Here is a 23462-nt window from a genome sequence, read left to right on the forward strand (position 1 = left end):
TGGGATTAGAAAGAAGGGTTCTTCTTATGAAAAAATATTGGAATCATATTGTATCTGGTTTATTGATCTTCTCGGTTGTTGCCGGCTCTTATGCTACCGCATCATTAGCAGATGCAAGAGAAATGCAAAAAGAGGTTTCCATAGATGATAAAAGTTCTTCATACGGATCAAAAGCTGCAATTCAGAATGACGTGTATATTCTTCCTTTAAGAATGATCCATGATTTAGCGAAAGTGGAGCTAACCTGGGATAACGTTCATAAAAGAGCAGAGGTCAAATCACAAGGAAAAAAATATATAATCACCGCTGGAGAAAAGGTGGTTCAGACCAGCTCTAACCCGGTTCGACTTAAAACACCGGCTGAACTGCGAAATGGCAATATCTTTGTTCCAGCCACTTTATTGGCAGAGATGTCTGGAGCAAAAGTAACCATATCCGAGGACGATGTTGCAGCAAAGTTCACTACAGCCAATTACTATAAAATGCATCCTGAGGGAGAGCCAGATATTACCCTGCTTCCAATGAAAATAGGGAAATATGATTATATCGAAGGGATGAAGCTGAAAGTCTCAGGAAAAACCTACTCCTTTCCTGATTGGAAAGGAATGTGGGGATGGAACTATAAACCTGAATTGATCACGGAAGACATTTCTGGAGACGGGCACAAAGAAATTATTGTCGTGAATACGCTGGGGTATGGTACAGGACTATTCAATCAAGAAGTTAAAGTATGGAATCCAGTAACCCTGAAAGAGGAAAAGATCGATTCGCTTAAAAAGATAGTAGATGAGAATATAGAGTCCACGATTAAGGCAGATAAGAATCAAATACAGATTAGTCTACAGATCAAAGGGCACAAAGAACCCATCACTCAAGTGATTAAAGATCCGTATGCGAGCGAAATGAGTTTGAATGACGGTCTTGGTTTTGGTGCATGGGAGAGATACATGGTAACTGACGGAAAACTAATGATGCGAGCAAGTGCAAACTATACAAATATATCTCCCGCGGGGGATCTCATCGTGACGTTTCAATACAAAGATCATAAATATCAAGCCGACGAAATAAAATATGAACCGCTTGGTGATTAGGATCCTGCATATACTCAATGATGAAAGGTACTACTATTCCTAATAAATGCATGAAAAAGCGTAGTAGTATATAATAATAATGCACAATATAAATAGACTTGGATAGATACACTGGAGGAGATTGTATGTTTAAATGGTTAAAAGGCAAGACACAGGCAAAAATCGAACTACTTGAAGTGATGGCACCTTTGACAGGTAAGGTCGTTCCTTTAGAACAGGTTCCGGATCCGGCATTTGCGCAAAAAGCAATGGGAGAAGGAATTGCAATTGAACCAACCGAAGGAAAAGTGGTAGCTCCTTTTGACGGTAAAGTTGCTCATTTAATTGAAAAAAGTAAACATGCTGTTATTTTAGAGCATGCTTCAGGAGCGCAAGTTCTCATTCACATTGGTGTTAACACTGTATCTCTCAAAGGAGAGGGATTTAAAGCTCATGTAAGCACAGGAGATGAAGTAAAAGCAGGTCAACTTCTGATTGAGTTTGATATGGATGCTATTCAGGCTGCTGGATATCCGGTAATTACCCCGGTTCTGATTCCAGACGGAGTAGATGCAATTAAGAGTGTAGAGCCTCTTGAGAATGCAGGTTCCGTAACAGCAATGTCTGAAACGGTTCTTCGTGTACATCTTAACTAAATAATAATTTTGATAGTATTTTACGGGATGATTGCCACTGCTGGCAGTCATCCTTTTTTATTGCTTTTTTAAAAGGTCTTTTGATCCAATCCTCGGTAGGTATCTGGCAGCTATGTTTAATTATCTGATGCAACGATATGCCTGCTCATACGTACTATTTTTTAATAAGTAAATCTGCAAAAAGGAGCAGTGAATGATGTCTATGTCTATCTATTCAGCACAGCAAGAGGCTGTTTTAAAAGTACATATTGAGGAAGCGGGATATGAAACGGGGTCAGCTGCCATTCAGGATATTGAATTTAAAGTTATGCCAGGAGAACTGCTCGGTCTTATTGGCCCTAATGGGGCTGGAAAAAGTACAACTATTAAAGCCATTCTAGGCTTACTCAAAGAATGCAAAGCGAGTGTAACGATCTCAGGTGATCCGCCGAGATATGCATATGTACCAGAAAGTCCAGTGTACTATGAAGATTTAACACTTTGGGAACATTTAGATCTTGCCGCTGCTGCTTTTGGTATGGAAGATCAGCAATTTGAGATACAGGCTAATTTGCTGCTGGAACAGTTTGACATGACAGCAGTAAGAGACAAACTACCCGGAGGTTTTTCCAAAGGGATGAAGCAGAAGATGATGTTAATGATTGGATTCTTATCGAGACCTGATGTGTATATCGTAGATGAACCTTTTATCGGGCTGGATCCAAGGGCTACTAAGGATTTTCTTGAACTGCTTGATAGGGAAAGAAAACGTGGTGCAGGCATTCTCATGTGTACGCATGTGCTGGATACCGCAGAGCGGATATGTGATTCTTTTATACTGATGTCAAAGGGAAAGATTGCGTCCAGAGGTACCCTTGAAGATATAAGGTTGGCTGCCGGGCAGCCGAATGCTTCACTATTTGACTGTTTCACTCTTTTAGCATGAGCAGGAAGAGGGAGGAGAGTGATGTCATGGTGCAGATAACACCGCAAATGATATTTTGGCGTAGGTTTCGTACCTATATCGAACAGCAAAGAAAGGCACTCGCTACAGTTGTAGACTGGATCGTGATGCTATATATCCTCATACCCGGTTTGTTGATTGGAGGAGGTATTTATATTGACTTCTGGACAGACCCACTTCCCGTTTGGTCGGAGCGGATTCCCCTTTCTTTATTTGCTATCTTGATCTGGTTCTTGTTCTCAGGTAAGATGTTGCTCTTTTTAGAAGATGCTGATGTGTTGTTTCTCAGGCAGCAACAGACGTGGATGAAGAAAATTATGTTTCGTGGTGTGCTCGTAAGTTCTTTAATGAACATAGGTAAAGGATGTTTATTGTCCGTACTCGTCCTTCCTTTTATGGTGAGGAATTTTGAATTTTTTCTTGCGGATTGGATCACATTTTTTATTTATATCGCAGTATTGTCTTGTGTAACTGGTTTAGCAGGAAGAATCGTTAGTGTGAGCAATAGTGGATGGAAAGGAAAGTTTCGATCACTACTCCCTGATGTAGCAGCGATTTTACTAATCATTATATCGACACTAAACCATGCCTTATTATTATCCGTAGCTGGAATCCCCCTTATCATCCTGCTGGCCGCCCTACTTCTATGGCTAGTACGAAGAAGGATCCGTATGACGGGGACCTTTATGAGAGATGTCGAAGAAGATAACACAACCAAAATGGGGCTTACGGAGAAATTATTGTCGCAAGCTACGGAGAAACCTACAAAAAGCACCAGTAAAACATGGCTGTTCACCAAATCACAGCGATTATATAGAGGGCAACCGGAGAAAAGACTAGCCAATGCCGGAATTAAAGCTTTTTTAAGAAAGAAAGAAACTCTGCTTATGTACATGCAGATTTCGTTCATTGGCATACCGGCAATCTGGCTTCCTCCTATATACATCAAATGTATCGTGTTTGTGCTTATCCTATTTATGATTGCTTATTGGTTATTTACGAGATGGCACATTTTTTCAAATTCTGAATATCTGAAAGTACTACCCTATACGGAAGTCCAACATCAGTCAGCGGCTGTTCTGGCGGTTCGTACATTATATAGTTTTCCAGCTTTTCTGTTATCCGCGGCCTTTGGTCTCAGTGTCCAGCCAGGAATTTACGGAATTTTACTGGGTATAGCAATGACGGCCGTCTCGATTTGGATAGTTCCCGGAATGGCTCTAATTGCTACCTATAGGCAGAAATCAAAGGAATAATAATTAACCCAAAGTTAGGAGCCCTGTAGGGAAGATCCAGAAACCTTTTATCATGCCGCCATCTCGGACAGTGCTGCTTTAGTACGTTCTATGAGGACGATAATTTTCCTGCGGATAGTAGTAATTAAAAGGGTAGGCCTGGTTCCACCCATAGCCGTCGGAAGAATATCCTTGAGGAGACGGGATCGGACTTTGCGGAGGAGAATATGGATGCGAGAGATGCGGTGGATGGGGTGGAGTCCTGGTTTCAGATGATGGATCTGTAGAGTCATTTCGTTTCTTACATCCGAGCGGTGGCCCTAAAATGATAGATTCCTGTATAGGTGCGACGGCAGCAGCATATTTTTCTTCATCAACGCAATAAGCAAGACTCATAATTTCTTTTGGAGTAAAACGTAGGAAGTCTGAACCGTATACAATATCCGGCGTTGCTTCATCAAAAATCGTAAGAAAATGAGTGTCGTCTTTCATAGCTACAATCCAGTGAAACCAACCGAGCGGCAACATAGATACTTGGCCGGGTTTTATACGGTAAGATTTGAGTTTCTGAGTAAAGGGGTCAAATACGGAAGTTACAACTTCACCGCTGATCACAAAGACGAGTTCATTTACATTGGTATGCCAGTGTGGCTGTACAATAAACCCTTTATTCATATGGACATTGAAAAAACCAGTTTTGATAGCGGGGAGCTGCTTCTCAAAAACTTGTGTAATATAATTATTTGCATCTCGCTTGTAGTTGATGGTCTTGTTTGAATCCGCGCTTAGATTAAGGTTCGGTGATTTTAAAATGGGGTCCTTATTCATTGAGTGGCCTCCGCTTCAGGTATATTTATCTCACACCATATGCAGGCCGAGCAAAGAATGCTCCGCATAACCCCATTTTTTAAGATTTAGGAACTTTTCTTAGACATGCAAAAAAAGCACATGATCCTAATTTTCATAGAACCATGCACTTTGATATCGGGTAAGGAGTCTGTTTATACTGATTTTTTCGCTTTGAGGGGTTTAACGGCTTTCTTGCTGTTTTCCTTCTCTTTGATTAGATCGGCAGTCAGCTGCCCAGAAAGGGTTACCATAGGTACTCCGCCTCCCGGATGTGTGGAACCTCCCACGAAATAAAGGTTGTTCATTAGCTCACTTTGACTTGGTATTTTAAATCCGCCGTTCATTTTGCGGTCTGTGACCACTCCATAGATCGAACCGCCGTTTGATCCGTATAAATTTTGAAGGTCATCTGGAATAAAAGTGTACTCATATTCAATATGATCACGTATACCTGTAAGTCCCATTCGTTCCAGTTTGTTCAGCACCAGCTCACGGTACTGATCTTTATAAGCCTGCCAACTTTTGCCCGTTTTAAGCGGCGGAACATGGGTTAAGACAAATAAATTTTCCTTGCCTGACGGAGCCTGAGAGGCATCTGATTTACTGGAAACACCAATATATACGGTTGGGTCATCAGACGGAATTCCTTTGTTAAATATATCATGGAATTCTTTTTCTGGATTATTTGAGAAGAAGAAATTGTGATGCAGTAACTGTTCATATGTTTTGTCCACACCAAGGAGCAACACAAGTCCGGAAACGGTTGGTGCATATTTGTTTAATTTCTTCGCTGTACTGATCGCTCCATTCTGATCCTTCAGAAGGGAGTAATAAGTAGGGATAGCCTCTAGGTTGGATACAACGAGATCCGCATCGATAATTGTGCCATCTTCGAGTGTTACCCCTGTTGCAGTCTGACCTTTGGTATTAATACGGGTGACTTTTGCATTTGTTCTTACGGGAACTCCTTGTTCTTCGAGAACGCGCAGCATTCCTCTTGCGATATTATACATTCCGCCCTCAACATAATAGATCCCGAGTCCGAGCTGTACATATACAAGCTGGGAAAGTACGGCAGGTGCGTGATAGGGTGAGGACCCGATATACATAATGAAAAAATCGAACAATTGACGCAAATGTTTATCTTTTACGTATTTTGACGTACTCTGAGACATGGTGCGGAGCGGGTCCATTGCGAGCAATTCTTTTACCGTATGCATGGCACGAAGCTCATCGAGTCCAGATAAACTCTTACTGTATATGCTGCTTCGATTGAGATCATAAAGCTTCTGGCAGTACTGTAAATATTTCAGAAAACCTTTTGCGTCTTCTTCTGAAACATCCTCGATATTAGACAGCATCTGCGGGAGATCACTTGTGACATCAATAGATACGCCATCTTCGAAAAAAGTTCTCCATTGCGGTTCTACGCGAACAAGCTTTATATAGTCTTCCAGTCTTCTTCCTGTACTTTGGAACAGTTGTTCAAGAACCCAAGGCATGGTTAGAATGGAGGGCCCGGTGTCAAAAGAGTAGCCTTTTCCAGAACGGATATTTAGTTTTCCACCGGCTCGTTCATTCTTCTCAAGTACCTCAACATCATATCCGTCTGCAGCTAGACGCATGGCACAGGATAGACCGCCAAGACCGCCGCCAATGACAACTGCTTTTTTACTCATAAGGATTGCATCCTTTCTATATCACCATGTAACTGGTTCATTATTATTAATGCACAAGGCTGTAAATGCATGTTAATTGTATAAATGACATCAGCTCAGGTTCATAATGTTGCTAGTATTTGATTTCAAGTTCCATCTTTTCCGTTTTTTTAAGAGATTAAACCAAGTTCACTACTCATTTAAAGAAAAGAGGTCTTATAAGTGACCTATGTATGGATTATTGCAGGATGGATTTCCGGCTTACTCATGTTAAGTGGGATGAAACCTTTGATTCAGCAAACAAAACATAATCAAAGGGACAGGGGGGAGAAGAGAAAAGTAGATCAGCTCCCTTCTGTGAGTATTATTATTCCGGCTCGGAACGAGGAGGGCAATCTTACTTCGTTACTGCGTTCCATACAGGAACAAACCGCTTTGCCTATTGAAGTTATCGTTGTTGATGACGGCTCTGTAGATCGAACAGCAGAAATAGCGGCCTCATTTGGAGCAAAGGTATTGGACCCAGGTGAACTGCCGCAGGGCTGGCTTGGTAAAAACCATGCCTGTGCAAAAGGGGCTGAAGTGGCGAAAGGTGAGATTTTTATATTTCTGGATGCAGATATCACTTTAAGTCCAAATGGAATAGAGATCTTACTTTCTCGTTATACAGAGGGGCTCTTGTCTGTTCAGCCGTATCATCAGATGATGCGCCCTTATGAACAGTGGTCCGCATTTTTTAATGTCATTATCCCGGCCTCCATCGGCAGTGGGAAAGATGGAACAGGCGCTTTTGGTCCTTGTATTGTCTGTAGCAGAGATGCGTATAAAGAAAGCGGAGGCCACGAGCTCGTAAAAGGGGAAATCCTCGATCATCATACACTTGGGAAATGTTTTGCGAGATTAGGATATCAAGTGCGAAATTATATAGGAATATCGGTCTTGTATTTTCGAATGTATCCTGAGGGTTGGAGCTCTTTATGGCGAGGGTGGAGTAAAAGTATGGCATCCGGTGCAGCTGCCACTCGGTTTCGTCGGCTCCTGCCGGTAATCATCTGGATCATGGGTATGATTTCGTCCTTCTTTCTATTAATAGACAGCTTTTTTACAGAGGATATTTGGATTGGAACGGTCATCTATGCTCTCTATGCTTTAGAAATAGCAGTGTTACTTAGGAGAGTAGGGAATTTCCGCTCGTGGGTGTGGAGTTTCTATCCATTGCCGTTGCTATTTTTCCTTCTCTTGTTTATTCGCTCTATCCTAATGACGTTTGTGAAGAAAAAAGTGAAATGGAAAGATCGTGAAATTGAGCTTTAGTGTCTAATAAGTAGCGATGGAGCTTAAACAAAGCAAGCAAACGATTCATATGTGAAAGGAGTGGACAGGTGCAAATATGGGAGTGGTCAGGACCGATTACGATAGTGGCTAATATTGCGGCATGGTTTATTCTTCATATGAGTATTTCCTATGTGTTCACTGTTCTACCGGATCGGTGGTTTGATGGACTGCGTTTAAGGGCTTCTAGCAAAGAACTTTCATTTTATGATCGTGTTTTGCATATTAGACGATGGAAAAATAGATTGCCCGATGGAGCGGTATGGATAGGACAGGATTTTAGAAAGCAACGGATCATGAGAAGTGATACCGCATATCTTCACATATACCAAAGAGAGGCCTATAGAGGAGAATGGTGTCATTATGTATCCATTATGCCGGTACCGTTGTTCTTCCTATGGAATATGCCGGCTGTAGCATGGGGGATGGTGGTGTATGCATTAGCAGCCAATGTACCCTGCATTCTGTCCTTACGTTACAACCGGGCGCGTATTGTTCGAATTCTGCAACGAAGAGAAGAAGTGATCCCTGCTTATTTAGGTAAGATGAACGAAGACCCCTCAATGGATTGAAGGGTCTTTTGGTCGTTCTATTTTATTAAGGGTAAAATACAGATTCTAGATCGCGTCTTGACTTACCTCAATTTTCTTCAAAATTCGTGCTGGATTTCCGCCAACGACGACGTTATCCGGTACATCTTTGGTTACAACCGAACCCGAAGCCACAACTACGTTGTTACCAATCGTAACGCCTGGGTTAATGATGGCGCGTCCCCCAATCCATACTTTATCTCCAATCGTGACGGGTGCGCCATATTCCTCACCTCGGTCACATCTGGAAGTCGGATCAAGCGGATGCGTTGCCGTGTATATATGAACTCCTGGACCAAGCAAGCAATATTTCCCTATGTTTACTTCGCATACATCAAGTATGACACAGTCGAAGTTTGCATAGAAATGATCACCTACATGGATATTATAGCCGTAGTCACAGCGGAATGTTGGTTCAATATAGAAATGTTCACCAACGGTTCCAAGCAGTTTTCTCATGATCTCGGCCCGATGTTCTGGGTCATTTTCAGTGGATTGATTATAGATTCTTGTAAGACGTCTTGCCTGCTCACGATCTTGTGTCAATTCAGCATCCCATGCTAAGTACAGTTCCCCTGCGAGCATTTTTTCTTTTTCTGTCTTCATCGAAAGCTCTCCTTTAACGATTGCTGCCATTCATAGAAAAATGTTAGTTTCATATCATTTAATGTTCAGTTTAGTGTACTCAGTCATGAGATGCAATGGATGACGAGTCTATTGATGAATAGAGTTCGCGGAAAGATCAAGCCACTCTACTTCCTCTCGTGAAAGCTGAATCTCAGCACCTTTTTGGCAGGACTCAAGTTCAGCTGGATTCTGAGCACCGATCAGGGCACAGGTTGGGTAAGCTTGACTCAGTACATAAGCAAGAGCAATCTGGATGGTAGTGACTCCTCTTTTCTTAGCCAGTTCCTCGGCTCTGCGAAGTCGTTCCCAGTTATCGTCATTGTAGAATACACGAACCAAATCTTCGTTGTCTGTTATTTCAGGCGTATACCGCCCTGTGAAAAATCCTCGTGCTTGGGAAGACCAAGAGAGAACGGGGATTTGGGTTTGTTCATGGAACTTGCTTGTTGCTTCGTCAACGGAAACACAGCCGTGCCAAAAAGGTTCTTTGGCTTTGGCTAGACTAAGATTAGGACTGCTGAAGGTAAATCCTTGGAGGCCGTTTGTCTTGGCATAGTGATTCGCTTCCTGAATCCGTTCCCAGGTCCAATTTGACGCGCCAGCAGCCCCGATCTGCCCCGCATCAATATGTTCATTGAGCGCTTCGATAATATGTTCAACAGGAACAGATGGATCATCCCGGTGAAGGCCGTATAATTCAATATGATCTGTCCCAAGCCGTTCTAGACTTACAGACAGGTCGTGGTCGATTGCTGCTTTGTGAACTCTTGCTCCCGTACGATCCGGATGAGCACCTTTGGTAAAAATAACGATCTCGTCACGATTATTCATTTCTTTCAAATACCTGCCGATAACTTCTTCACTTTGTCCTCCGCAATAAATATGAGCAGTATCAATGGTATTTCCACCAATCGCAAGGAAAGCATTCAAGTTGGTTACGACCTGATCATAGTTGTCATGACGAAAATAATCCGTTCCTTTTATGAGCCGAGAGACAGGTTTGCGAGAACCTTTGATCGTTATTTTTTCCATGGACGGTTCCTCCCTATAGTTCGATTCGTTTCCGTTGCTCGGCTGAGCGCAGGGCAGATTCCAGTACTTTCATGTTAAAAACAGCATCTTGTGGATCAAATTTAGGCTTGCTTCCATCCAGTACAACATCAGCAAAATCATCAGCCATTAAGGCATAATGATTCACTCGTGGGACTTCTACCACCCGATTACCGAGTTTTCCTGTGATCGAGAAGGAAGAATCGGTGTCTGGATCACTCGCAAAAGCGGAAGGGACTTTAAGTACGCCATCTGTGCCGAGCACTTCCATCTCATTTCGGAAAGCAGCCCACATTCCGCAGTCAAAGATGAGAGAGATGGAATTCGGGAATTCAACAAAACCTGAAGTCATCATGTCTACTCCGCCATGCTTCTCTGAGAACAATGCTTGTGCGGTTACCGCCTCCGGTTCTTGACCGATGAGAAGTCTTGCTACGCTGATCGGATAGCAGCCTACATCGTAGAGGGAACCGCCGCCCCAATCTTTATGATAGCGAATATTTTCCGTGTTAGCGGCACTGTTAAAAGTGAAGTTCGCATGAATTCCGCGCAGCTCTCCAATCTCTCCAGATTGAATAGTATCTTGAATCATTTGATACCTAGGATGATGCCGATACATGAATGCTTCAGCAAGATGAACACCAGCTTTCTGACATGCTTCCACCATTTTCTCAGCTTCCGCTGAATTCAGTGCAATCGGCTTTTCGCATAAAATATGTTTACCGGCTTCTGCCGCACGTAAGGTCCATTCAAGATGAAGATGATTCGGCAGCGGGATATATACTGCATCAATATCATCACTGGCGAGTAATGCTTCATAACTTCCAAAAGCGTTTTCGATATGTAACTCTTTTGCCGCCTCATCTGCTTTTTCTTGACTACGGCTTGCTATTGCGACAACTTCATTTCGGATGGAACCGCGAATTCCCGGAATTACCGATCTTTTCGCAATACTGGCTGTTCCAAGAATGCCCCAACGTAACGTTTGATTCATGTTTTTACCTACCTTCTGATATATTATTATCATGATATTGTCATTGTATTGAATTCTATTCAAATTTAAAATGATAATATTTTGCAGTTTATTAACACAATATTGTCTTTATAAGGGAGACCAGCGATGGAACGCCAAAGTCACTTAGTTACGATAACGGATCAGCGATTTTTTTGTTACCCTGAGTCTGTCGGCATGTTTAGCAATACCCCCAAACATTCGGTAACCCGTGAGAAAGGGGCCCTTAATAATTTTAATATTCACTACGTAGCAGCTGGAAAAGGTTATGTGGAGATGGAGGGGGCTGTATACGAACTTGAGGAAGGTGACGCCTTTTTGTATTTTCCTTTACAGGAACAGAGGTACTACAGTAGTACAAGTGAACCTTGGGATATCAGATGGGTGCATTTTTATGGAAGCAGCAGTTTAACTGACTATATGCTTGGACGCGGGTTTCAGGATCACCGGATCTGGACGCTCCGTCAGCCGGAAGGGTGGAAGAAAGCGCATTTGGACCTGCTTACCGAAGCGGAGAATCATAAAATGCTGAACCCGACCATTCTATCTACATTAACCTATGCCGTAATTACAGAGTTTGTCCACCAAGCAGAAGCGCATACGAAGAGCAGAACCGGACGTTCTACGGACCGAATTACGAATTTGCTGCCTAAAATTCAAAAAGAAGCGGCAAGTCCGTTTATTTTAGAAGATTGGGCGGAAGAAGCAGGGGTCAGTGTCCATTACTTTTGTAAATTATTTAAAAAAGCGATGCAAATGACGCCGATGGATTTTATAACGCAGTGCCGTATTCAAATGGCGAAGCAAGCATTGCTGGAACATACAGAAAGAACAATCGGTCAGATCGCTTCCGAAACAGGATATCCAAGCGCCAGTTATTTTAATCGTCGGTTTCTTGAACATGAAGGGATGACGCCAACCGAATATCGGAGATTATTTGGAAAATAAAACGGAGTTACCTTGAATCGAGTGAGAAGATAACGGAATGTGTTCAGTGATGTGGGAAGAGAGAATGAACGAAAATTTGATGTTTGTATTATGGGAACATTTGTTCTATAATGAGGAAGTCGAATTGTTTAGCTATAAATTTCCTATCAGTCCGCAATCTAGGAGGCGCTACTATTTATGTCAAGTCTACTGAGTAAGAAAGAGGTCATCCGTCATCGTGAATTTCGTTTCTTGGGTATGGCAGCCGAGACCAATAATCAAGCTGAATTGAAGGGAGAAGGGGTAATTCCTTCACTTTGGTCTAATTTTTATGCAAACAATGTACTAGAACGTATACCAAACAAAATAAATTCATCAATTATTGCCTTATATACGAAGTATGAATCAGATGAGACCGGTGCCTATACGATTGCGCTTGGAACAGAGATTATAGAAGGACAAGCTGTCCCTTCTGGATTAGAAGAATGGGTAGTTCCTGAATCTAAATATGTTGTGTTTACGACGCGTATAGGTCCGGTACAAGAAGTTGTTGTTGAGACTTGGCAGGAGATATGGGAATGGTCTAAATATAACGAGCGGGCATTTCAGTCTGATTTTGAGTTGTATGATCTGCGTTCAGTCGATCCAATGAATGGCCAAGTCGATATTTATATCTCCGTTAAGTAATGATCTAGTCGCTGATTGAAATGGAGTGCCGTTAGGTGTGTAACGTAGCTTTGTTATTATTCCGCTTTTTGTTTCTACTGAAGAACAAGCCCCACCATATAAGTAAATATAAGTATCCTATACTTACATAGATAGACCAGGTGGAACCTTGCAGCAACTGATGAAATAAGTGTTCCAATTCATTATGTCCTTCCGCTCTTCCGATGCTGTTGACGATACTAATTAAAGGCACAGTTACAGTTACAACAATCGCGATTACAGACCAAATGAGCATCTTCATTCGAAACGCACTAAATAAAGCGGTTCCGAGTGTTACCCACTCCATTTACTCACCTCCATTAGAGATCGTTTCATACAGGATAGCGAGTAGAGTAAACTTCCCTTAAAGCTTCTTGCGCTAAATCTGCATATAACAAGGGAGTTTACTCTATCGTATGGAAGCAGGGAACCAAACATGCCGGAGATCAATCCATCCCTGACTTCCTAGCTTTATCCCACGGACGCCGGGCAATACTGCTGTTTCAAATGGTTTGTCATATAGGATATGAAGGATGCTTTCTTCCATGAGCATAAGTTCCAGATCGATTAATTTGGTGAGACGGTTACTCGGATTCTTTGTACGTTCGATTTCTTGTAATCTCGTCAGAATCGGTTTCTGAAGATCCTGTCCTACGTGAGAAGATATTGTCAAATAAAGATCATGTCTACGGAGTGATTCGTCTTGATCCAGCAGAAGCGAAAAGAGAATCAGATCGGCTTCCATACGAACAGGCCCTTTAAACAATTCCACAGGTACAATTTTAACCTTGCAGTTATATCCATTTTTTTTGAGCTGATTCGCGATGATTGCCGCGTCTTTTCGGTACTGTGGAATCGTAGATAGTACTAGAGGGATGCCTGATTCCTCACGGTTATCCTTAGACCCATTGGGGGGTTCTAGTACATATTCTGACGCAGACAGGCCTATACTCGTTAGCACTTTTTTTCGGATATTTGGATCCTGAAGCGGTCCGTCTTTTTTGGTATTACAAGTAACTAGCTTCCGTACAAGGGATTTGCTTAAAGCCTGTGTATCCCCTGTATAATTGGCAGAATTTCCTCCAAGTAAAACAGGAAACAAAGGATTAGAAGTTTCCGCTAAATCTGAATCTTGATCTTGTATGTTCCAAGGGACTTGAATGATTTCTACCACGTCAAGATGCGGTCTCGTTTTGAAATAGTCTGAAAAAGCCTCCAAGATACACATACTTGAATTATGCTCGGTTATTCGGAATGGTCCAGTACCGTATATGTTGGTTAAATTTTGAACAGACTCTTGCTGTTCTAGATTCTGATCTGAAGGAACGATGGCAGCCCGGGTGGTACATAAAAAAGAAGGGAAGTACTCGTTAGCTTGATGCAGAGTAAATTCAACACACCGACTGGAGATCGCAGTCACCGAAGCAATGGATTGAATCACAAAATGGTATAGCAAGGGTTCATTACATCTCTTTAGTCTATTAAATGTATAAAGAACATCTTCGGCATGAAGTGTCTTTCCGTGATGAAATCTTACCTCTTTTCTCAAATAAAAGGTCCATACTTTTCGGTCATCACTCACCTCGTATTCATGTGCGAGATGGGGCAGGATTGCTCCTGTTTCTGGATCTGAGGTGAGTAAACCATCAAATACATGACTTGATACAAATGACTCAGCAAGCAGGTTGATTCGAAGCGGATCAAGCTCGTGAATCTGCTGACGTAAGGGAAGACGCAAGATATCCCACTGTTCACCCACTCCATTCTGCTTGGAATGGTGTCCAAAATAACTCATGAGCCAACCCTGTAAACGTTCAGGTAGTCGAGTAGAGTTTGTATACGTTTTAATATCATCCATTACTTTCTTCATTTCATGACGATCGATCGCTTTTATCATCGTAAGCGCTGCAATTTCTTCAGGATCGACCCGAAAAAACAACTCTGAACGTTTACCCCGTCCTCTTTGTGCACGCCATTCGATCCAGCCGCTTGCTTCCATTTTACGGATTATATTGAGGGCATTTCGATGTGTGCATTCAAGGGTCAGCGCAAGTTCATCCAGTGTAATTTGCACCGAAGATTCAGCTCCATAATAACCATGTAATCGCAAAAATTGAGAATGTAATTTCATTACGCTACACCTCCGTTTATAAAATACGAAAATTCTGGAGATTATCTTTCTATTTATTTTCTTATTTTATCACCTAAGATAAAAGGTATAAACCAATTTTACTTCGGAGGTTGTAACGTATGAATCTTGCATTGCCAATCTGGAGGTCTCCCATAAGGAATCTGGTGACATTGTTAGCTGCGAGTATACTAGCAATCCTGCATCAGTATTTATTTTATGGACACATACCTGGTATTTCAGTTCCTATTTTTGTTCTCTTTTTTTATGGGTTTATGTTAATGTTTGCGGGCGATCGTCTTGTCCCATACACCAAATTCAACGGATTACTTTCTTTGGTCATTGTCATGTTGTCATTTTCCTATGTTCTATTTGATCAATTTTTCTTTCATTTTCTTAATTTGCTTGTTCTCCCGATTCTTATTGCGATTCACCTTACCATGTGGATGGGATATCAGGCGAGAGAATGGTTCCAAAAAGGGATTATTTATGACACCCTGCTTCATGTAATTCCAAGAAATTTCAGACACTTTCCTACCGCATTTTCGAATGTTACTTCTTCTATTTCTGAGAAGATGGCTGAGGGTACTAGAAAAACAGTTCTCAAGATATTTATCGGTGTGGCCATTTCAGCACCGTTGCTCGTTTTAGTTATCACATTACTTTCATCCGCAGATGGTTTATTTGAAGCATTTTTAGGTTCGATTCCGAACTGGCTTAATCAGATCACGTACAGTGAAGGCTTTTTTCGTCTGACATGGGTATTTATCTTTACGCTGCTGTTTTTTGGTTATGTGACTGGTTTTGTTAAGCCGGAATCGCAGAAAGAACAGATTATGAATTCATTTTCTAAGGAAGATGACCCTGATGACGTAGAGAAAGGCGCTATTTCCGCTGACAGAGTCCCGGTACAATTACAAAATGAGTGCAATTCGAAGAATGAAGAGATTGAGCCGAAGGCGCTGTTGCTTGATCCTGTTATTAGCGCTACGGTCCTTGTACTCATTAATATCGTATATATTATCTTTATTGTGCTTCAATTCTCTTATTTATTCGGAGCTTGGGAGGGAGCACTGCCCGAGGGAATTACTTATGCGGATTATGCACGAAAAGGGTTTGCTGAGCTGATGCTTGTGGCTCTGCTTAATTTCACCATACTAATGACGGTGCTTTTGCATACCGCAGAGAGCAACCCTATAGTAAGGCGTATCAATCATTTCATGACGTACATACTTGTGCTTAGTTCACTAATTATTTTGTATTCCGCTTACTCCAGACTCCATATGTATGAAGAAGCGTACGGCTTTACGCACATCCGTTTTCTAGTTCATGTTTTTATGCTCTTTCTAGCTGTACTCATGATCATTGCAGGACTATGGATTCATAACAAGCGAATACCGCTTGCAAAATGTTATATTATTCTTGGGTTGATCGCTTATGTCATAGTGAACTATGCAGGGATGGATTCTTATATCGCTGAGAAAAATATTGAGAGATATCATCTTACGGGAGTACTAGACGAACCGTTTTTAACTTCTCTTTCTGCAGACGCCGTTCCGATCTTGATCGAATTCAGTGACGAGTATCCACAAATGAATGATCATTTGAAAGGTCTTTATCAGGAGCTTGCAGGGCAGGAGAAAGCATGGCCCTCGTTTAATATGGCCGAATATAAAGCGCAGCAAGCAATATTCAAGCATTTATCATCCCAGCCTTCAGTCAAATAATCGTATAGAGCAGGAGATAGGATATGAATCAAAAGATACTTACACAACAAGAAGAAGCTCTGCTTGAAGCAGCAGAATCATATGTAAAGCAAGAACTTAGCGGAGAAGGTACAGGGCACGACTATTGGCACATTTACCGTGTTGTTCAGACAGCAGAGAAAATCGCGATCGCAGAAGGAGCGAATCTTTATATCTGCAAACTTGCTGCTTATTTGCACGATATCGCGGATGAGAAACTGAATCCTTCCAAAGAAGCGGGGATGTCTAAGGTAGATACATGGCTTCAAGAACATCATGTATCTGATGAAGATCGCTCGCATGTACTCGAGATTATTGGGAATATGTCTTATAATGGCGGGCATAATCCGCCTATGCGTACACTTGAAGGCAAGGTTGTTCAAGATGCCGATCGGCTGGATGCGATTGGTGCGATTTCTGTGGCTAGAGCTTTTGTATATGCGGGTTCCAAAGGACATTTAATCTATGACCCAGAGGTAAAACCGAGAGAAGAAATGACACAGGAACAGTATCGTACAGGCAAAAATACAGCAATTAATCATTTTTATGAAAAACTATTAAAGCTCAAAGACTTAATGAACACAAAACATGGAATTGAACTTGCTGAAAAAAGGCATCAATTTATGGAACAATATCTAGATCAATTCTTTAAGGAATGGGAAGGAAATGTTTAAAAACAGCAATTTATTTAACTGATATTGTTGCTTATACTGCTGAGACGTATAGACTATGCATTTATTTTACAAGATGCATAGTCTATTTTATTTTCCAATCCTATGAAACAAACTTCATATAACAACGTTATATATTTTATGAATGAGTACAGTACTGAGAATGAAGGGAGAGAAGGATAGATGAAAAGGTTACATGTTCTTAAGATAGGGACAGCTGTTATTGCAGCAAGTATATTATTCACATCACAGCCAGTGCAAGGAGAAGCTGCTTCAAGTCCTTCCTATGAACTAGTATTAGATTCAGGGAGTGTTATTGAAGGAAAAGCAGTAATCAAGCAAGGGGTTTCTTATTTGCCGCTTCTGCAGATCAGTAAGGATCTATCATTATCCGCTACTTTAGATCAATCAGGGAAAAGAGTTACTGTCCTCAGTCCCTCCATGAATTTAGCAGTTAGACTAAACAGTAAGCAGGCAGTAGTTAATGGCAAGGGAATTACGATGTCAGCGGCTCCTTTTAAGAATGGACAAGAGATATACGTGCCTGCTTCTTTTCTTGTTTCCGCACTGCAGGGAGAAGGACTGACATACGACCGCTTGGCAAAGAAGTTATCCGCTACGGGTATATATTCGGGGAATGATTCCAGCGTTTATGGTGGACTACGGTACGAGATTAGCCAGGAGGGCAAACTTTTTACAACCAATGCAAAGGGGAAGAAAAACCAACTTTATGATTTTAAAAAAGAAATATATAATCAGCCCGTGTATCAATTTACGAAAACAGCGAAAGGCCTCGTTATCTTGAATATCTCTGATTATTATGGAGAGCCCATGCTGAATAAGCAAACATTTACGGTTGTCATTAAGAATGGTGCTGTCATTAGACAGAGCTATGTGAAGTATTTCAATCGTTTCGAAGAAAATGCAGTTCTGTCTGTAGATAAGAAGGAAATTGTTCTTACGGATGGAGATACGTTACGTATACTTGAAGATGGAACAGGGAAAATCTCTCAAACGTATGATTTGAAAAAACTGGGTGGCGAAGATGATACATACTTCGTAGAAGCGGTTGACAAAGAGTACCTGCTTATTCGTCCGAATAAAAAAGGATTGCTAACCTATATTGATCGTGCTACGGGAGAGCGGACTTTGCTTTATAAAAAGTTGCTGGGTAAAGCAGATCAGGAATATGCTGAAATCAACGATGTTCCATTTTTTGGAGATCAAATTAGGTTTACCGAACGTAAAGGGGATACCCTTACTTTTCATATCGGACCCATGACGGGAGAAGCTTCTGATCAAACAATGAAGATTCTGCCGAGTTTATAAGCTGCAAGGAAAAGACCTTCTGTTATTCATCCATAACGGGAGGTCTCACTTATAAATCAAAAAAACACAGTGATATTTTTAATAATGTGAAAATAATCACAAACATTTCTTGTTTCTCATGTTAAATTGAATTCAAGAGATAAAACAAGGAGATGAGAGAAATGAAAGCAATCGAAAATGACCAAGTAACCCGGAACTTACTCATGTACTGTTATACCTGTGAAGATGCAACATTTTGTACTACTGAAGAGGAGTGCAGAGCTTGCTGGGCTGACCAAGGAATGTTTGATGCAGAAGTAAACGATGGAGCAGGAGAAACACAGCAATTCCTTCGCATGGTACACATGTAAAGTTAAAGGGAGAAACCAACTGTATAGAAATTTAGAACCTACTGTAGAAAGACCATCCCGGTATAATTAAAAAAATAGAGATCATACCCGGAATAGAAGTAAGCCGAATATAGATTGTACAGAGATTCATATCATAAAAAATGAATACAATCGTAAAAAGCAGAGAACTCCTGAGGGTCAAAGCAGAGGGGTGTCTGCTTTTTTGGTTTTTACACATATTTTCATAACTCTTTAAAAGGTATAATGAAATTGACACATTTATATTTCTTTTGTTATAAAATTGATGAAATTAATACCATTATTCATTTGTAAAAAGGATATAATAATAGTAGTTAAAGGAGGTGAATCCTTTTGTTATGGTTTGAGCTTCAAGAACTCCATGATTTTATTCCATATTTAGTATCGATCGGTTTGATTTTTGCTGTTACTTGTATTTCATTGTTACATCTATCAGGTGAACTTCGTAGACTTGGTGTGCAAGGCGAAGCCGTATGGCCTGAATATGTTCCTGAACCAATGCCGTCGGATGCCGATTTTTATGTAACATCCGTCATTTTGCTCCTTCGAAGATATAAAATATCACCTGATGATGATTCTGATAAGTATCACTCCTCGTTATTGAATGATGCAAAACACAATAATGAGGAGGATATACATGGAAAAAGCAAAAGGATTCTTTCCTATTCAAAAACGGACGGTGCGGATTTACGCTATACTAGCAAGTTTACTAGCGGTATTTTTACTTTCAGGTTGTAGCTCTAATGTGAGTGAAATCAGCAGTACAACACCAGGGTTCTTTAATCACTATATTGTCTTTCCGATTTCTTATATCACACAGCATCTGGCGGGATGGTTTAACGGCAGTTATGGGCTAGCCATTATAGCTCTGACACTCATTGTTCGGCTGTTATTATTTCCGCTCATGATGCGTCAATCGAAATCACAGCAGAAAATGAAACGTGTAATGAAGGCAATGCAGCCTGAACTCGATGCGCTGAAAAAAAGCTATGAGAACAAGAAAGATACAGCCAGTCAGCAAAAAATGCAGCAAGAAATGATGGAACTTTATAAAAAACATCAGTTTAATCCACTTAATATTGGCTGTCTGCCTATATTAATTCAACTGCCGATTCTTTCGGGAGTGTATACTGCGATCAGACTTATGCCGGATATGAGCAGTCACTCGTTTTTATGGTTTAAACTTGGGGAACCAGATATGATACTGGCACTCATTGTAGCTGCCATTTACTTGCTTCAATCTCGCATCTCTATGCAAGGAATGCCAGCAGAACAGAAGAAACAAATGGCCATCATGGGCTACATTTCACCGATCATGATGGCATTCTTCTCAATGAGTGCACCTGCAGCAATCCCGCTATACTGGATGGCAGGCGGTACTTTCCTTATTTTCCAGACACTTTTATTCCGTAAAATGTATCCGGTAGATCAAGGAACCGAAAATACGGAAGCAATATCACTTCCTGGTTCAAAATCGAAGAAAACTAAAGATCCCAATCCCCCATAATATAAAGAATCTAAAGAACAGCTTCCTGATTGGGAAAGCTGTTCTTTTTTATGTCTAGAGTATACGTTCACCAAGAAGTGATCCAATAAGACCGACCAGGAGCTCGGAAGAACGCTCATGAACATCAAAAAGGGGATTGTTCTCTACGATTTCAGCAGAAGTAAGAATGCTGGATTCGTAGAGCATTTCCATAGCAAGGTGTACTTCCCGGTAACTAAGCCCTCCAGGAACCGGAGTACCTGTCGCCGGAGCAATCTGCGGATCTATACTATCAATATCAAAAGAAAGATGGACACCATCTGTTCCAGACGAGGAGATACGAATGGCTTCTTGCATTACATACGCCATACCAAGTTTGTCAATATCATGCATCGTATAGCAAGTAATGCCTTCTCTACGGATGAATTCTCGCTCTCCATAATCGATTGATCTTGCCCCTACAATAACGACATTTTTGGGATTGATGGACGACTTATTGCCGCCAATCGATGTAAGCTTTGGATCTCCCATCCCTAGATTGACAGCTAAGGACATGCCATGAATATTACCAGAAGGGGTAGTAAGCGGCGTGTTTAAATCCGAATGTGCATCCATCCAGACGATACCTAGACTCTGATAATGTTTTCTAAGTCCGCTAATCGTTCCAATCGCAATACTGTGATCTCCGCCAAGAATAAGGGGGAAAGCTCCATTTTTAGATAAACGGTATACCTCGTCAGCAAGTTTGGAATGGACTATTATGTTCTCGTTTAGATGTTTCAATAGTGGGGAACTTGAATTACTTTCTTCTATAAAAGGGGGGAAGTGAATTTCTTGGAGTGTGTGTTTCATTTGGAGCGCATGCAGTTTGTTTACAAGTCCGGCCTTCAGAATGGCTTCTGGTCCTTGGCGAGTTCCTCGCTGACTCGCTCCAAGATCAAACGGGACAGTCAAAATAGATACAGGGGTATTTGGATTTTTCATAACCATGCCAACCTCCTCAAGACTTGAATAAATTCCTGATTAAGATCCCGAAGAAGTAACGTAAAGGCGGTCTTTCTTTTTTAATAACTTATTCTGATTTTGGTTAACACGTTCACTTCTTTTCAATGTATTTTGCAATAGCATATTCCATTCCTTACGTAGTTGTCATGTGATGAAGGTTTGTATATGATTAGTCATAATTACAAGTCTTGTAGTCTCGGATTCTCATTCTAATAGGGCAAGGAGGGAATGAAAATATGAATATAGAGGAACTAAATTTAGCTGCTGATCGTCTAAAATTGCTTGGTGATAAAACAAGATTGACGATGTTGTTACTCCTACAAGAACGGGAATGGTGTGTATGTGAATTCGTTGATATCTTTGAAATGTCCCAGCCAGCCATAAGTCAGCATCTGCGAAAGTTGAAATCTCTCGGCATTGTTAAAGAGGAAAGACGTGGTCAATGGATTTATTACTCTTTATTTATTGAGGATAAGCCTTATATCTCTGCAGTACTTGAACAACTTCCTAGTGGGAGTGCTTTACTCCGCGAGAAAGGCATCAGCGAACAACGATCCGAGTGTGGTCCAAAAGTATAATATTTTTTCTGTAATATATAATCATATTCCTATATAATAATGATCTCACAGAGCTAATTAGTAGAGGTTTAGACAACAAGAATTTGTAGCGGGGGGCGTAAGGTGGGCTTGGTATTTATACCTATTATTATTTTTATCGTAACGCTGATTTTGGTCATATGGCAGCCTCGAAATCTATCGATTGGCTGGTCTGCTTGCGGGGGAGCTGTTATTGCTTTGCTCGCAGGAGTGGTTAATTTTCAAGATGTGTGGGATGTGACCCAGATCGTATGGAATGCGACACTGGCATTTATAGCGATCATTCTCATTTCGTTAATACTCGACCGGATTGGATTCTTTGAATGGGCTGCACTACACATGGCAAGAGCCGCTAATGGTAGTGGTGTTCGCATGTTTATTTACATCAGTTTGCTGGGCGCGATGGTGGCTGCTTTTTTTGCTAACGACGGGGCAGCACTTATTTTAACGCCCATCGTTCTTGCTATGGTTCGTGCTTTACATTTTGATGAGAAGAAGATCTTTCCATTTATTATCGCAAGTGGATTTATTGCGGATACGACATCACTTCCGCTTGTAGTGAGCAATCTTGTAAACATTGTATCTGCAGACTTTTTTGGAATAGGATTTGCTGAATATGCAGGTCGAATGATCATTCCTAATCTGTTCTCATTAGCTGCAAGTATCGGTGTTCTCTATCTATTTTTCCGTAAAAGCATTCCAAAGCACTATGACTCTACGCATCTCCGGAATCCTTCCGAAGCTATAGCGGATGTAAAATTATTTCGAATCTCATGGATTGTGCTTGCCTTTCTATTGATCGGCTATTTCACAAGTGAGTTTATCGGTATACCTGTCTCCTTTATAGCTATTCTTATTGCTATGGTATTCTTAATTGCAGCAAGAAAAAGCGAAGTCGTTCCCGTGAAAGAAGTCGTTAAAGGTGCTCCTTGGAACATCGTGTTCTTCTCCATTGGAATGTATGTCGTTGTTTATGGACTTAAGAATGCCGGATTAACCGATATCTTGGCACAGGTGATAGAGGTTATTGTGCAAGAAGGACTCTTCGCAGCTACGATGGGAATGGGCTTTATTGCTGCGATCCTTTCTTCTGTTATGAACAATCTGCCTACAATTATGATTGGTGCACTTGCGATCGATGCAGCCGAAGTAACGGGAACTATAAAAGAGGCATTGATCTATGCGAATGTCATTGGATCCGATCTCGGTCCAAAGATAACGCCGATTGGCTCTCTTGCGACACTATTATGGCTGCATGTTCTCTCTGCAAAAGGAATCCGTATCTCGTGGGGAACCTACTTTAAGACAGGTATTCTCATCACGATTCCTACTTTATTTATCACGCTGCTTGGTTTATATCTATGGTTGTTAATTTTTTAAAATCTACTTGCTGATTTAGCAGAACAAGCCGCATTGGTTTAGAATGCAAAAGATTGAGTGTAATGAGAGCTGTAAAATGGAACCTGCTCAGGGACGTTTT

24 protein-coding genes are annotated in these 23462 nt (G+C 41.2%); 16 read left to right on the forward strand and 8 right to left on the reverse strand.

Going from position 1 to position 23462, the window contains the following annotated elements; translation table 11 throughout:
- Positions 1-26: 26 nt before the first annotated feature.
- From KJS58_RS06050 to KJS58_RS06065, 4 genes are all read left to right on the forward strand, one after another.
- Positions 27-1091, forward strand: a complete 1065-nt coding sequence (locus KJS58_RS06050) for a stalk domain-containing protein (protein ID WP_213531399.1) — start codon at positions 27-29, stop codon at positions 1089-1091.
- A gap of 125 nt (positions 1092-1216) precedes the next feature.
- A complete protein-coding gene (locus tag KJS58_RS06055) occupies positions 1217-1726 on the forward strand; it encodes a PTS sugar transporter subunit IIA (protein WP_213531401.1) in 510 nt (169 codons plus the stop codon).
- A gap of 196 nt (positions 1727-1922) precedes the next feature.
- Positions 1923-2651 (forward strand): ABC transporter ATP-binding protein, encoded by a 729-nt coding sequence (locus KJS58_RS06060; RefSeq protein ID WP_213531403.1) that lies wholly within the window; start codon positions 1923-1925, stop codon positions 2649-2651.
- A 26-nt stretch (positions 2652-2677) separates the two neighbouring features.
- Positions 2678-3925 carry an ABC transporter permease gene (locus KJS58_RS06065; protein ID WP_213531405.1) on the forward strand — a complete coding sequence of 416 codons (1248 nt, stop codon included), beginning with the start codon at positions 2678-2680 and terminating at the stop codon, positions 3923-3925.
- Positions 3926-4003: 78 nt separating this feature from the next.
- Here the strand turns inward: KJS58_RS06065 and KJS58_RS06070 are convergent, their stop codons facing one another.
- Positions 4004-4732, reverse strand: a complete 729-nt coding sequence (locus tag KJS58_RS06070) for a cupin domain-containing protein (protein ID WP_213531407.1) — start codon at positions 4730-4732, stop codon at positions 4004-4006.
- A gap of 173 nt (positions 4733-4905) precedes the next feature.
- A complete protein-coding gene (locus KJS58_RS06075; RefSeq protein ID WP_213531409.1) occupies positions 4906-6432 on the reverse strand; it encodes a phytoene desaturase family protein in 1527 nt (508 codons plus the stop codon).
- 201 nt (positions 6433-6633) lie between these two features.
- Between KJS58_RS06075 and KJS58_RS06080 the strand changes: the two genes are divergently transcribed.
- Together KJS58_RS06080 and KJS58_RS06085 are read left to right on the forward strand one after the other, a co-directional pair.
- Positions 6634-7725: a glycosyltransferase family 2 protein gene (locus KJS58_RS06080; RefSeq protein ID WP_213531410.1), complete on the forward strand. Its 1092-nt coding sequence runs from the start codon at positions 6634-6636 to the stop codon at positions 7723-7725.
- Positions 7726-7793: 68 nt separating this feature from the next.
- Positions 7794-8315, forward strand: coding sequence for a glycosyl-4,4'-diaponeurosporenoate acyltransferase CrtO family protein (locus tag KJS58_RS06085; RefSeq protein WP_213531412.1), 522 nt, complete (start codon positions 7794-7796; stop codon positions 8313-8315).
- Between the two features lie 45 nt (positions 8316-8360).
- On the opposite strand, the gene KJS58_RS06090 is transcribed toward KJS58_RS06085, so the two are convergent.
- From KJS58_RS06090 to KJS58_RS06100, 3 genes are all read right to left on the reverse strand, one after another.
- Entirely contained in the window at positions 8361-8939 is a 579-nt protein-coding gene (locus tag KJS58_RS06090; protein ID WP_213531413.1) for a sugar O-acetyltransferase, read from the reverse strand.
- 108 nt (positions 8940-9047) lie between these two features.
- Positions 9048-9992 carry an aldo/keto reductase gene (locus KJS58_RS06095; protein ID WP_213531415.1) on the reverse strand — a complete coding sequence of 315 codons (945 nt, stop codon included), beginning with the start codon at positions 9990-9992 and terminating at the stop codon, positions 9048-9050.
- A 13-nt stretch (positions 9993-10005) separates the two neighbouring features.
- A complete protein-coding gene (locus tag KJS58_RS06100) occupies positions 10006-11004 on the reverse strand; it encodes a Gfo/Idh/MocA family protein (protein ID WP_213531416.1) in 999 nt (332 codons plus the stop codon).
- 126 nt (positions 11005-11130) lie between these two features.
- On the opposite strand from KJS58_RS06100, the gene KJS58_RS06105 reads away from it, so the two are divergent.
- Together KJS58_RS06105 and KJS58_RS06110 are read left to right on the forward strand one after the other, a co-directional pair.
- A complete protein-coding gene (locus tag KJS58_RS06105; RefSeq protein ID WP_213531418.1) occupies positions 11131-11970 on the forward strand; it encodes a helix-turn-helix transcriptional regulator in 840 nt (279 codons plus the stop codon).
- 177 nt (positions 11971-12147) lie between these two features.
- Complete coding sequence (locus KJS58_RS06110; protein WP_249716955.1) at positions 12148-12636, forward strand: GyrI-like domain-containing protein; 489 nt, start codon at positions 12148-12150, stop codon at positions 12634-12636.
- A 31-nt stretch (positions 12637-12667) separates the two neighbouring features.
- Here KJS58_RS06110 and KJS58_RS06115 read toward each other — a convergent pair whose 3' ends face one another.
- Positions 12668-12961 (reverse strand): hypothetical protein, encoded by a 294-nt coding sequence (locus KJS58_RS06115; RefSeq protein ID WP_213531419.1) that lies wholly within the window; start codon positions 12959-12961, stop codon positions 12668-12670.
- A gap of 102 nt (positions 12962-13063) precedes the next feature.
- Entirely contained in the window at positions 13064-14785 is a 1722-nt protein-coding gene (locus KJS58_RS06120; RefSeq protein ID WP_213531421.1) for an ABC transporter substrate-binding protein, read from the reverse strand.
- A gap of 119 nt (positions 14786-14904) precedes the next feature.
- On the opposite strand from KJS58_RS06120, the gene KJS58_RS06125 reads away from it, so the two are divergent.
- The 6 genes from KJS58_RS06125 (at position 14905) to yidC (ending at position 20402) form a co-directional block, all read left to right on the forward strand.
- The gene (locus KJS58_RS06125; RefSeq protein WP_213531422.1) at positions 14905-16509 is read left to right on the forward strand and encodes a DUF4153 domain-containing protein; all 1605 of its coding nucleotides are present in this window, start codon (positions 14905-14907) and stop codon (positions 16507-16509) included.
- A gap of 23 nt (positions 16510-16532) precedes the next feature.
- Positions 16533-17201: an HD domain-containing protein gene (locus KJS58_RS06130; protein ID WP_213531424.1), complete on the forward strand. Its 669-nt coding sequence runs from the start codon at positions 16533-16535 to the stop codon at positions 17199-17201.
- A 180-nt stretch (positions 17202-17381) separates the two neighbouring features.
- Positions 17382-18527: a stalk domain-containing protein gene (locus KJS58_RS06135; RefSeq protein ID WP_213531426.1), complete on the forward strand. Its 1146-nt coding sequence runs from the start codon at positions 17382-17384 to the stop codon at positions 18525-18527.
- Positions 18528-18688: 161 nt separating this feature from the next.
- Positions 18689-18877, forward strand: a complete 189-nt coding sequence (locus KJS58_RS06140) for a hypothetical protein (RefSeq protein ID WP_191799612.1) — start codon at positions 18689-18691, stop codon at positions 18875-18877.
- Between the two features lie 351 nt (positions 18878-19228).
- A complete protein-coding gene (locus tag KJS58_RS06145; RefSeq protein ID WP_213531427.1) occupies positions 19229-19633 on the forward strand; it encodes a hypothetical protein in 405 nt (134 codons plus the stop codon).
- The gene (gene yidC, locus KJS58_RS06150; RefSeq protein WP_213531429.1) at positions 19533-20402 is read left to right on the forward strand and encodes a membrane protein insertase YidC; all 870 of its coding nucleotides are present in this window, start codon (positions 19533-19535) and stop codon (positions 20400-20402) included. Before KJS58_RS06145 ends, yidC begins: the two co-directional genes overlap by 101 nt.
- Before the next feature lie 54 nt (positions 20403-20456).
- On the opposite strand, the gene rocF is transcribed toward yidC, so the two are convergent.
- Complete coding sequence (gene rocF, locus KJS58_RS06155; protein ID WP_213531431.1) at positions 20457-21365, reverse strand: arginase; 909 nt, start codon at positions 21363-21365, stop codon at positions 20457-20459.
- A gap of 263 nt (positions 21366-21628) precedes the next feature.
- Here rocF and KJS58_RS06160 point away from each other — a divergent pair, with 263 nt between their 5' ends.
- Positions 21629-21964 (forward strand): ArsR/SmtB family transcription factor, encoded by a 336-nt coding sequence (locus KJS58_RS06160; protein WP_283771251.1) that lies wholly within the window; start codon positions 21629-21631, stop codon positions 21962-21964.
- A 108-nt stretch (positions 21965-22072) separates the two neighbouring features.
- A complete protein-coding gene (locus KJS58_RS06165) occupies positions 22073-23362 on the forward strand; it encodes an arsenic transporter (RefSeq protein ID WP_213531797.1) in 1290 nt (429 codons plus the stop codon).
- Positions 23363-23462 lie beyond the last annotated feature (100 nt).

It is taken from the genome of Paenibacillus sp. J45TS6 (assembly GCF_018403285.1).
GTDB lineage: Bacteria > Bacillota > Bacilli > Paenibacillales > Paenibacillaceae > Paenibacillus.